10 protein-coding genes are annotated in these 11,827 nt (G+C 56.3%); 6 read left to right on the plus strand and 4 right to left on the minus strand.

All coding sequences use genetic code 11. The features are described from left to right. The first annotated feature begins 8 nt into the window (after positions 1-8). Positions 9-1,079, plus strand: a complete 1,071-nt coding sequence (dadX, locus tag ABTW00_RS09865) for a catabolic alanine racemase DadX (protein ID WP_433640439.1) — start codon at positions 9-11, stop codon at positions 1,077-1,079. 101 nt (positions 1,080-1,180) lie between these two features. Here dadX and ABTW00_RS09870 read toward each other — a convergent pair whose 3' ends face one another. Together ABTW00_RS09870 and ldcA are read right to left on the minus strand one after the other, a co-directional pair. Further along, entirely contained in the window at positions 1,181-2,914 is a 1,734-nt protein-coding gene (locus tag ABTW00_RS09870; RefSeq protein WP_065356775.1) for a potassium/proton antiporter, read from the minus strand. Between the two features lie 95 nt (positions 2,915-3,009). After that, complete coding sequence (gene ldcA, locus ABTW00_RS09875) at positions 3,010-3,924, minus strand: muramoyltetrapeptide carboxypeptidase (RefSeq protein ID WP_433640441.1); 915 nt, start codon at positions 3,922-3,924, stop codon at positions 3,010-3,012. A 93-nt stretch (positions 3,925-4,017) separates the two neighbouring features. Between ldcA and emtA the strand changes: the two genes are divergently transcribed. After that, positions 4,018-4,629 (plus strand): membrane-bound lytic murein transglycosylase EmtA, encoded by a 612-nt coding sequence (gene emtA / locus ABTW00_RS09880; RefSeq protein WP_065356773.1) that lies wholly within the window; start codon positions 4,018-4,020, stop codon positions 4,627-4,629. Here emtA and ABTW00_RS09885 read toward each other — a convergent pair whose 3' ends face one another. After that, a complete protein-coding gene (locus tag ABTW00_RS09885) occupies positions 4,630-5,361 on the minus strand; it encodes a flagellar brake protein (protein ID WP_065356772.1) in 732 nt (243 codons plus the stop codon). It abuts the gene before it with no gap. Between the two features lie 268 nt (positions 5,362-5,629). Between ABTW00_RS09885 and ABTW00_RS09890 the strand changes: the two genes are divergently transcribed. Both ABTW00_RS09890 and ABTW00_RS09895 read left to right on the plus strand, forming a co-directional pair. Further along, a complete protein-coding gene (locus ABTW00_RS09890; RefSeq protein ID WP_064544875.1) occupies positions 5,630-5,884 on the plus strand; it encodes a GlsB/YeaQ/YmgE family stress response membrane protein in 255 nt (84 codons plus the stop codon). Between the two features lie 148 nt (positions 5,885-6,032). Then, complete coding sequence (locus tag ABTW00_RS09895; RefSeq protein ID WP_433640444.1) at positions 6,033-8,141, plus strand: TonB-dependent siderophore receptor; 2,109 nt, start codon at positions 6,033-6,035, stop codon at positions 8,139-8,141. A gap of 107 nt (positions 8,142-8,248) precedes the next feature. On the opposite strand, the gene hpaX is transcribed toward ABTW00_RS09895, so the two are convergent. Further along, positions 8,249-9,640, minus strand: coding sequence for a 4-hydroxyphenylacetate permease (hpaX, locus tag ABTW00_RS09900; protein WP_433640446.1), 1,392 nt, complete (start codon positions 9,638-9,640; stop codon positions 8,249-8,251). A 255-nt stretch (positions 9,641-9,895) separates the two neighbouring features. Between hpaX and ABTW00_RS09905 the strand changes: the two genes are divergently transcribed. Together ABTW00_RS09905 and ABTW00_RS09910 are read left to right on the plus strand one after the other, a co-directional pair. Continuing rightward, the gene (locus ABTW00_RS09905; protein ID WP_065356769.1) at positions 9,896-10,369 is read left to right on the plus strand and encodes a MarR family winged helix-turn-helix transcriptional regulator; all 474 of its coding nucleotides are present in this window, start codon (positions 9,896-9,898) and stop codon (positions 10,367-10,369) included. Between the two features lie 334 nt (positions 10,370-10,703). Further along, on the plus strand, positions 10,704-11,825 hold the full coding sequence (locus ABTW00_RS09910; RefSeq protein WP_433640449.1) for an amidase: 1,122 nt from the start codon (positions 10,704-10,706) through the stop codon (positions 11,823-11,825). The last annotated feature ends 2 nt before the right edge of the window (positions 11,826-11,827 follow it).

Consider the following 11,827-nt stretch of genomic DNA (forward strand, 5'->3'; position numbering starts at 1 on the left):
GAGAACGCATGTCACGTCCCGTGCTCGCCAGCATTAATCTGCAGGCGCTGAGAGACAATCTTGCTATTGCCCGACGGGCCGCTAATGGGGCCCGCGTGTGGTCGGTGGTGAAGGCCAACGCCTATGGCCATGGCCTGGATCGGGTATGGAATGCCCTGAAGGAAACCGACGGTTTTGCGATGCTCAACCTGGAGGAGGCGATTCTGCTGCGTGAACGCGGCTGGAAAGGGCCGATTCTGCTGCTGGAAGGTTTTTTCCATGCCGACGAACTGGAGCTGTTTGATAAATATCGGCTGACCACCAGCGTGCACAGCAACTGGCAGATTAAAGCGCTACAGAATGCCCGTCTGCATGCGCCAATTGATATCTATCTGAAAGTGAACAGCGGGATGAACCGTCTCGGTTTTGCACCGGAGCGGATACATACGGTCTGGCAACAGCTGCGCGGTATGAAGAACGTCGGCGCGATGACCCTCATGTCGCATTTTGCACAAGCGGAAAATACCGACGGGGTTATCGAGCCAATGCGCCTGATCGAGCAGGCGGCTGAAGGGCTGGATTGTCCGCGCTCGCTAGCCAACTCGGCGGCCACGATGTGGCATCCGGAAACCCATTTCGACTGGGTACGGCCCGGTATTGTGCTCTACGGCGCGTCGCCTTCCGGCCAGTGGCAGGATATCGCGAACACCGGCCTCAAGCCGGTGATGACGCTGAGCAGCCAGATTATCGGCGTGCAGAACCTCAAACCCGGCGATGCGGTGGGGTATGGCAGTCGCTATCGCGCGAAAGAAGAGCAGCGTATTGGCATTGTTGCCTGCGGTTACGCCGACGGCTACCCGCGTATTGCCGCCAACGGCACCCCGGTGCTGGTGGATGGGATTCGTACCGGTACGGTTGGCGCTATCTCGATGGATATGCTGGCAGTGGACTTAACGCCGTGCCCGCAGGCAGGAATTGGTACTGCCGTTGAGCTGTGGGGGCAGGAAATTAAGATTGATGAAGTGGCTGCCAGCGCCGGCACCGTCGGCTATGAGCTAATGTGTGCGCTGGCGCCGCGTGTTCCCGTTGTGACAGTGTAACATTTACGTGTTTGCCCGGTGGCGCTGTGCTTACCGGGCCTACAATCGTTCACCACTCCCGCAAGCCGGATAGGCCACAGCGCCATCGGGCAACAAACACGCTACTCCGATTCTTCCTCGGCCACCCGCACGCCGACTTTTAACACCTGATTCTCTTCTTTTTCCGCGACCGTCCACACCATTCCGGCAAACTCCACCTGGTCACCCACGACCGGCGCTGCGCCCAGCAGATGCTCCACGATATCGCCCAAAGACTGCTGGTTATCGCGGTACTCTTCACCGCCATCGAGGCCGTAAATCAGCGCTACGTCGGCAAACTTGGCGCCAGCTTCCAGAATAAAGTCGCCAAAAAAGCGCTGATCCAGCGATATCGGCGGCGACTGGCTAAACAGTTTGCCCAATAGCGGCAGGTCGCGTTCGCGGCCAATCACGCACAGAATGTCATTTTCGCGCAGGCGCGTGCTGCCGGTGGGGTGCAGCAGCGCGTTATCGCGAAACAGCGCGGCAATACGCGTTTCCGGCGGCATATGCAGATCGCGCAGCGCCGCACCCACGCACCATTTTTCGGCGCTGAGCTGGTAGACAAACTGTTCCCATGGATTCTCCGGGTGAATATCCAGCCCCACGCGGGAGATAGGCCAGCCGACCGGCGGTACCACCACTTTGGCTTTCTTCGCCGCCCACGACAGCGAGGTGCCTTGCAGCAGCAGTGATATCAGGACCACGAAGAAGGCGACATTAAAGAACAGTCGCGCATTCTCCAGACCGGCCATCATCGGAAACACCGCGAGGATAATCGGTACCGCGCCGCGCAGCCCCACCCAGCTGATAAAGGTGCGCTCGCGCAGGTTAAAGCCGCGGAACGGCAGCAGCCCGGCGAAAACCGAAAGCGGGCGGGCAATAAAGATCATCCAGATAGAGAGTAGCAGCGCCGGAATGGCTATCGGCAACAGATCGGACGGCGTGACCAGCAGCCCCAGCACGAGAAACATGGCAATCTGCGCCAGCCAGGCCAGGCCATCGAAGTTTTGCAGAATACCAAACCGGTTGCGGATCGGTCGGTTACCGAGCAGGAAGCCGCACAGGTACACCGCCAGGATACCGCTGCCGTCGAGCGTGGTGGTGACGGCAAAAATCATGATCCCGCCGCTCAGCGCCAGCAGCGGATACAGCCCGGCGGGCAGCGCGATACGGTTGATCATTTGCAGCAGCAGATAGCCGCCGCCAAGACCAATCACAATCCCCAAGCCGAACTGCTGAATGATATGTACAAGGAACATCCAGCTCAGGCCCGTCTCATGCTGCTGAATCATCTCAATCAGCGTGATGGTCAGAAACACCGCCATCGGGTCGTTACTGCCGGACTCAATCTCCAGCGTGGAACCCACGCGTTCGTTCAGCCCTTTGCCGCCGAGCAGCGAGAATACCGCCGCGGCGTCGGTCGACCCGACAATCGCGCCGATCAGCAGCCCTTCCATCATGTCCAGCTTAAATAGCCAGGCCGCCATCATCCCGGTCAGGCCGGAGGTGATGAGCACGCCCAGCGTCGCCAGCGACAGCGCCGGGCCGAGCGCCACGCGAAAAGAACTGGCCTGGGTGCGCATCCCGCCGTCCAGCAGGATCACAGCCAGCGCCAGGTTACTGACCATATACGCGAAAGGGTAGTTGTCGAACGGAATGCCGCCAATGCCATCAACACCTGCGAGCATACCAATAGCCAAAAAGATAACCAGTATCGGGATGCCGAGGCGGGAAGAAAATGAGCTTAAGAGAATACTGCAGGTTACTAAGACCGAACCCAAAATAAAGAGACTAATGACTGCCGTGGCGTCCAATGTTCACGCACTCCCCTAATCGTGCTTGCTGGTAACAAAACGTTACCATAATTAGGGCGTGAGCATTGGACTAATAAGCGGTGTTTATTGTTTTTTTATTCACTTAATACCGGATGACCGCTCAACGTGAGCGTTGAATGACCAGACGCATGGATCAACTGCGCCTGTGCGCCCAGCGCCAGCGTCACCGTGCGCTGCTCATGGCCAAAATCGAGACCGGTAATCAGCGGAATCGCCAGCCGTGAACGCAGGTAATCATACATGGCGTTGAGATCGTAGCCTGCGTCGTAATCGTTCGGCGCCGCGCCGGTAAAACTACCCAGCACAACGGCTTGCTGGCGTGACAAAATGCCCGCGTGCAGCAGCTGTAACAGCATGCGTTCAACGCGGAACGGATGCTCGTTGATGTCTTCCAGCACCAGAATGCCGTCGCGAATCTCCGGGAGCCACGGCGTACTTATCAGCGAAACGATCATGGCCAGGTTCCCTCCCCACAGCGTGCCCTGCGCCTCACAGGCCGGGCCGTCGCCACGCCACTCGACGGAATAGGTCGGATTTTTCAGAGCCTGCCAGAAGTGCCTTTCGGTAAAATCGTTTAGCGTTTCGGCACCGAAGTTCCCGGCCAGCATCGGCCCGCTAAAGGTAATGACGTTGCCGTGGGCCAGTAGCCCCATCTGGATGGCGGTAAAATCGCTGTGGCCGCAGATAAGCAGCGGATCGCGCTGTTGGCGAGCCGCCAGCCCCTGCCAGTCGATGCGATCAAGTAATCGGCTCGCGCCGTAGCCGCCGCGTACCGGCATCACAATCTGATTTTTACCCGTCAGCGAAACAAGACCGTTAAGATCGCCCAGTCTTTCGCTTTCCGTGCCGGCAAAACGGCGGTCGCGACGGGCGATAACCTGCTGATGGGTGACCTGATGTCCGGCCTCTTCTAATCGCGACACCCCGCGCAGCGCGGCGGACTGGTTAATGCAATAGCCGGAAGGGGCGATAAGATGAAACTGAGACATGGCATTTCCTTGCTGAGTACGAAACGAGTATCATGCCGCCTGAGCCAGTGGTTGTCATTAACGGCAGCAAAGTTCAGCTAAAAGGATAGATGCGTGAAATTAAGATGGTTTGCTTTTTTAATTGTATTACTCGCCGGATGTAGCTCTAAATCGGATTACCGTAATCCGCCATGGAACCCTGAAGTGCCGGTAAAGCGAGCGATGCAGTGGATGCCCATTAGCGAAAAAGCCGGTGCGGCATGGGGCGTTAGCCCACGCTTGATCACCGCGATTATTGCCGTAGAGTCCGGCGGGAATCCGACCCTGGTCAGCAAATCAAACGCGGTTGGCCTGATGCAGCTGAAGGCCTCCACCTCCGGGCTGGACGTTTACCGTTATATGGGCTGGAGCGGCCAGCCGTCGACCAGCGAACTGAAAAATCCGGAGCGTAATATCTCAATGGGGGCAGCCTATCTGAGCATTCTGGAACACGGTTCGCTGGCGGGTATTAGCGACCCGGAAGTGATGCAGTATGCGCTGGTGGTGTCCTACGCGAACGGCGCAGGTGCGCTGCTGCGCACCTTCTCATCAGACCGCAAAAAGGCGATTGCCGAAATTAACGAACTGGATAAGGATGAATTCTTCGAGCATGTTGTGAAGAACCATCCTGCACCGCAGGCGCCGCGCTATATCTGGAAAGTACAGAAAGCAATGGACGCCATGTAGTTAGCGAATGTTTTTGGCCCGTTCGCGGGCCTCTCGCTCCAGCGAAAAAATAATGAGCTGGAGCGAGCGTTCAAGTACCGGCGTCAAATGCAGAAAACGAAAGCTCAGGCGCGGCGTCACAATCGTTTCGTTTTTGTTATCGACCCACTTACGTTCCCCAATTGCCAGCAGTTGCGCATCAAAGCGAAAACGTCCCCACTGTCCCATATCCAGCTCAATCTCTTTCAGTTCGATACCCGGCTGCAGACTCTCCGGCGCGGGGCCTTCCAGAAGCGCGCCCATGCCTCCCAGCGATAAATCAAACAGTCGAAAGCGTAGCGGGCTTTTATCCGGCAGCGTGGCGACGCCATAGTAGGGCGGGTGTAGCGGCGCGGGCATGCGAAAAAACTCACGACGTTGAATAAACCAAAGCGCCGGCGGGGTAGGCATCACAAAGGCCGGTAGCCCTTGAAAATCTTCGACCCGCATTTCCGCAATGGTAAATTCGATTTTTGCGCCGTTGGTTTCCGCCACGATGCTGATATTTTTGGCGGCACGCGCGGCATCGTTGTCTTCTTCACGACTGCCAAAATCAATGACCAGATGCTCCTGGCTGGCGTCGAGAATACGGCTAATAAACTGGCGAGAAGACCAGCTCACGCGCAGCGCGGCGTTGGTGCGCTGAAGATCGCGTAAAATATTGAGTACGGCTAGCGGGTTTTGCTTAAGAAACTGTGCGTTATGCTCACTCACCTGAATGGCTCCTGAAGGGCAGGTTCTTTATAAGATATCGGCGTCGAAAAATAGAACTTAAGCATCTAATTGGAAATATTTAACATCACGACAGATTTGCGCAGTGCAACGGACTTAAGACAGTACCTACATCAATATTCGTATTTATCCGTATAAAATATCATCGTTACGCCAGGTTTTTTAAGAACAATTACCTATACTTGAAACATTAGCGGCGCAGAATGTCGGCGCTTTTATTGCTGTTAATGGAACAGGAGAGGTGGGAAAAATGGGTATTATTACCTGGATTATTTTTGGTCTGATTGCCGGTGTTATTGCCAAATTCATTATGCCGGGACGCGATGGGGGTGGCTTTATCCTCACCTGTATCTTGGGTATTGTGGGTGCGGTAGTGGGCGGTTGGCTTGCGACCACGTTTGGCATCGGTGGCAGCGTCACCGGTTTTAACCTGCACAGCTTCCTGGTCGCCGTGGTTGGCGCCATCGTTGTGCTGGCGGTATTCCGCCTGATTCGCCGCGAATAATGTCTTCTGACGGCCCCGTAAGGGGCCGTTTCTTTTTTCGATAAAATCCGATCTGCATCACATTTTTATATCCCTTCTTATTTTGTTGTTGAATAGTAAATGCGGATGATAATAATTATCGTTCTTTGTTTTTTTGAGCTCAACGATAATGAATAACGCCGTTTTCCGCCTTTGCGCACTCTCCGGGATGATAACACTCGCGCTTGCATCGCAGGCCTATGCCGATAACAACGAAACCACCATGCTGGTAACCGCCTCCGGCGAGGGGAGCGAACTGGCTGACTGGACCAACAGTGCCACCAAATCCGCGGTGGCGGAGAGCAAGACGCCGCAGGTTATCAACACTATCGGCCAGCATGACATCGCCCTGCGTCACGCCACCTCGGTGAATGAGATTCTGCGTTATGCGCCCGGTGTGGCGACCGAGTCGCGCGGCAGCACGACCTACATGAGCGAATACAAGATTCGCGGCTTTAACGTCGACAACGAATTCTATAACGGCCTCCAGTTGCCCTATAACGTGACCGGTAATACCAAAGCGCGGATCGACCCGCTGCTGATTGATAGCGTCGATATCCTTAAAGGGCCGTCCTCGGTGCTCTACGGCAGCGGTTCGCCGGGCGGGTTGGTGAATATTCAAGGGAAGAAACCGCAGACCACGCCGCGCACGGAAGTCGGCTTCAATACCGGGACTCGCAACCTCAAAGAGGGCTACCTTGACTCGACCGGACGCATCGCCGAGAGCGACTGGAGCTATCGCCTGCTGGGCAAAGCGACCGAGGGTGACGATCAGCCCCATACCACGCGCTATGAAGATTATCTGGTGGCGCCCAGCGTGACCTGGCAGCCAGGCGGGAAAACCCGTCTCACGCTGGATGCGTTGGCGCAAAATACCCCAAGCCTGACGCCATCTAACCCGCTGCCGCTTTCCTATTTGCGCTCCAGCTACGCCAATAAACGCGATTATGCCGGTGACGACTGGAACGGCTTCAAGCAGCGCCAGTGGATGGTGGGCTACAGCTTTGAACACGAATTCGACAGCGGCTGGGGCATTGCGCAGAAGGCGCGTTACTTTGATATCGACACGCATCAGCAGAGCGTCTATTCCACCGGCAATGCAGGTAATCCGGTTTACGAACTGAACCGCTCCGCCTATACCACCGACGAAAATCTGCACAGCTTTAATATCGACAACCAGATTACGCGGACGCTGACGGTGGGCGAGTGGCAGCACCACCTGCTGGCAGGGTTCGACTATCAGAAGCTGAATTCGCACTACCACTATCGCTATGCGTCGACGACCCCGGGTATCGACATGCGCAACCCGGACTTTGCGCAGGTGAATGAAGGGGCGCTGGGACTGTACACCGCGCAGAAAAACCGCCTTTCCTACAACCAGAAGGGTTACTACCTGCAGGACCAGATGGCCTGGGGTGGCCTGAATATTCTTGCCAGCCTACGCTACGACGAATACCAGTCCGCGACGACCGATTACCTGAACAACGACGAGAAAGCGTGGATCTCTCAGGATCGCGTGACCAAGCGCCTTGGCGTGCTGTACGCCTTTGACAACGGGCTGTCGCCGTTTATCAGCTATTCCGAAGGGTTTAAACCGGTATCACCGGCTAACGGCCTGACGGCTGAACAGGTGAAACCTACCACCAGCAAGCAGGTGGAAGGCGGGGTGAAGTACCTGCTGGCGGACTATGCGACCACCTTTACCGCCTCAGTCTTTAACATCCGACAGAAAAACGTGCTGAGCGCGGATCCAAGCTGGGTGTACCGCCAGACCGGGGAAATTGAGTCCAAAGGGGCAGAGCTGTCGGTCATCAGCCGTCCAACCGACAATATTAACCTGATCGCCAACTACGCCTATACCCACGCCATCAATACCGAAGATGAGCGTTATCAGGGCAAACGCCCGACGCAGATCCCCGAAAATGCGTTCAACCTGTGGGGCGACTATACCTTCGATCAAAGCCTGGTGCGCGGGCTGACGATCGGCGCAGGGGCGCGCTATACCGGTCCGATGGAAATCTCGCCGGATAACAAGGCGGGTAAACTGGGGGGCACAACGCAGTACGATATGTCGCTGTCTTACGATATGTCTGCCGTGGACAGCAGCCTTGCTGGGCTCATGCTGAAAGCCAGCGCACAGAACCTGACCAACAAAGAGACGTTGACCTGTTATGACAGCACCAACTGCTGGATTGGTCGCGATCGAACCGTGCAGGTTGGGGCGAGCTATACCTTCTGATGGTAGGCCGGATAAGCGCAGTGCCATCCGGCCTACCATCATGCCGGATGGCGGCGAAACGCCTTATCCGGCCTACGTGATAATTGCTGGTCGCCCGGACGAGGCGTTTACGCCGACTCCGGGGCGGCACTGGCCGTAGCAGATTGACGCTGGGCCCCCTTCATCGGAATGAACGCGACGATAACGGCACCCAGAATCAGGAAGGCGGCCACCATGTAGATCCCGGCGTTGAAGCTGCCGGTGACGTCTTTCATCAGCCCCATCAGCAAGGGGCCCAGCGCCGCGCCGGTCATGCCGGTGCCGTTGATCACCGCAATGCCCAGCGCACGGGCGCGCAGGGAGAGCGCGCGATCCGGCGTGGTCCAGAAGATAACCATCGCCGCAAAGGCCCCCATTGACGCCATCACGATCCCGGTGAATTGCAGGTGCGGGTTCGGGCTGGCAGCGGTGAGGATCCAGCCAGCTGCGGCGAACAGATAGGGCAACAGCGTGTGCAGCTTACGCTCGTTATAGCGATCGGAACGTTTGCTCCACCAGATCATGCCGATGATCGTACAGACCTGCGGAATTGCGCTCAGCAGACCGATGGTCACGTTGCTGCTCTCGGCGTTAAAACTACGCAGAATCAGCGGCGTCCAAACGCTCAGGGCGCTGAGCGTATTGGTCAGGCAGAAGTAGGCCAGGGTGTAGAGAATAATCGCCGGGGTGAGTAGCTCGCGCAGCATACTTTTTTGCCCTGCCGAGGTGGCCTGAATGGCGCTCTGGGTGTGCAATGCGTTGAGTCGATCGGCTTCAAGCATCTCGTTGAGGCAGGCCTTATCATCGTCGGTCAGCCATTTGGCCTTTGCCGGGCTGTCGTCAAGCCAGAACCAGACTACCAGGCCAAGCAGCACCGATGGGAAGCCTTCCAGCAGGAACAGCCACTGCCAGCCTTTCAGATTGAGCAGGCCATCCATGTTGAGAATGTACCCAGACGCCAGAGACCCCAACGCCATGGTCACCGGCATGGCAATCATAAACAGCGCGTTGGCGCGAGCGCGATAATGTGCGGGGAACCAATAGGTTAAGTAGTAGAGCAGGCCGGGAAGAAAACCGGCTTCGGCAATACCCACCAGCATGCGCAGGGCGTACAGGCTGTTGGGGCCGGTGGCGAACAGCGTGGCGGTAGAGGCAATACCCCAGACGATCATCAGAATGGCTATCCAGCGCCGTGCGCCAACGAGGGTCAACATCACGTTACTGGGGATCCCACAGACCACGTACATCACATAAAACAACGTGGTGGCGAGGCCGAACATGGTGCTGGTTAACCCGAGGTCTTTCCCCATGGTTAGCCCAGCGAAACCGATGTTGATACGGTCGAGATAGGAGAACACGAACAGCACGAATAAAAACACGATCAATCGGCGAAACAGCTTGTTGATCACCGCCTGCTGCCGCGCGTTGAGCGGCGCTGGCCCGGAGGCCGACATTGGTTCCAGAGAAGGGCTATCGTTCATGAAAAGCTCCACATTGTGATTATGGTTATGGGTCGTACAGGCTGGCTAACGTATAGAGAACGCCCATTGAAGGTGTCAATTTTATGTGTGAAAAATGATACGCAATTGTTATGCGTGTGGCATTTGTGAATCATAATGCGATCTGCGTCGCTAAAAAGCCCCTGGTGCCGATCGACCTGGCATCACGACGTGGGGACGGGACGAAAGACACAGGGTATAATCGAAAAATCTGCGGCTTGTTTGGTAAGGAAACGCATGAGTTATCTAAAAAAATTATCGGGTGATGGTACTGAAGATGCCGTATTTCATCGTGAAGAGTTTCCGTTCTACTGGATTGTTAACGTCTACGCGCGTTACACCCAAACCGTAGAAATTGCGCTCAAGAAGATTTCCCTGGACGTCTCGCGCTTTCGCGTGTTGATGATTACCCATCAGTACGGCGAGGCGAGCATTTCGCAAATCTCCGAGTATGCGTTGGCGAAAATGCCGACCGTCACCAAAATCGTTGGCCGTCTCCGCGAGGATGGCCTGGTGACAACCGCCATCAGCCCCAGCGATGCGCGCGTGACCGTGGTGATGTTAACGGAAGCGGGCCAGCAGAAGGTGGCGGAAGCGATGCCGCTAATGAGCAAAATATTCGACAAAGGTTTTAAAGGAATGACCGCCAGTCAGGTGGAAAAAATGAACCAGGCATTGGCCAAAGTGCTGGATAACCTCAACGAACTTTAACCCCGCCCCCCACACGATCGTGAAACTGTGACTCGTGTAGAAAAATTTTATAACCAACTGTAAAACAACAAAATATTTCATATCGTCGTCGACAATCCGTTCGACGGCGATACCCGCTATTTTGCTTTTTTTTGCTTTATATTTCATCAATCTGCATAAATAACCATCAACAATAAAAGGTTAATGGATTGTGTGTTTTTGGTAAATATAACGTGAAAAATTACTTGAATATTCATCCAAATTGGCCATAGTAAAAACACGTTAGTCAGGACAAAGACGCCGCATTGACGGCTCGCCTGAATATGATTCATTTTTTCTGTGTAAGGTGTTAATTATGCAGCCAGTTCGTGAGAGCAAGGGTTTTGTCGAACGTTTCACCCTCGGTGACGGCGACCTGCGTTTTGCCGTTAAAGATACGCTGGACGTGGCGGGACACCGTACGCAGGCCGGCTGTCCGGCGCTGGCAGAAAGCCCAGTGGCGGCGCAGCACGCCAGCGTCGTCGCGATGTTGCTGGGCAGCGGCTGCCAGCTGGTAGGCAAAACCACGCTGCATGAGCTGGCGTTTGGCGTCACCGGCATCAATCCGTGGGCGGGGACGCCGGTCAATCCTTGTTACCCTGAACTGATTCCCGGCGGCTCTTCGAGCGGCTCGGCGGCGGTTGTCGCCTCCGCAGAGGTGGATTTTGCGCTCGGTACCGATACCGGCGGTTCCGTGCGCATGCCCGCCGCCTGCTGTGGGATCCTCGGGCTGAAACCCGGCTACGGCGTGCTGAGCCGTCAGGGGGTTCTCCCCGCCGAAAGCTCGCTGGACTGCGTCGGTATTTTCGCCCGCGACGCGGACGTGCTGCGCCAGGTCCTGCGCTGCTTAAATGTGCCCGTGGATGCGCCGCTGACGGCCTTACCGGAGATGACATTTGTTGCCGCCGCACAGCCGGAAATTGATGCCAGGATTCTTGTGACCCTGGCCCAAAGGGATATCTATCCGCAACTCGCTGAATTGCCCTTGCTTAGCGAAGCCCATCGCGCCGGTCTTACCCTGATCAACCATGAAAACTGGCAGGCCTTTGGCCCGCTACTCGCCAGCGGAAAAGTGTCCGACGATGTTGCCAGCCGCATTCGCCGGGGGGAAACGGTTAGCGCGCAGGACGTGCAGGAAGCGGAAACCGTTCGCCAGCGCCTTAGCGTGCAGGTGGATGAACTGCTGATGAAAACGCCGCTGCTGGCGCTGGCGACCTTACCCGATTTACCGCCAACCTTAGCCGAAGCTAACGATCCGCTGCGTGTGGTTGAGTTAACCCGGCTGGTGCGTCCCTTCAACCTCAGCGGCCATCCGGCTCTGACGCTGCCCATGGGCAGCCTGAACGATCGTCCTGTTGCGCTTCAGCTCGTGGCCCGTAAAGGGGACGAAGGCCTGCTGGTGCAGGCCGCCGAATGGCTGATGCGACGACGCGTCTAGCC

Source organism: Kluyvera georgiana, from assembly GCF_050990895.1.
GTDB classification, from domain to species: Bacteria; Pseudomonadota; Gammaproteobacteria; order Enterobacterales; family Enterobacteriaceae; genus Kluyvera; species Kluyvera georgiana.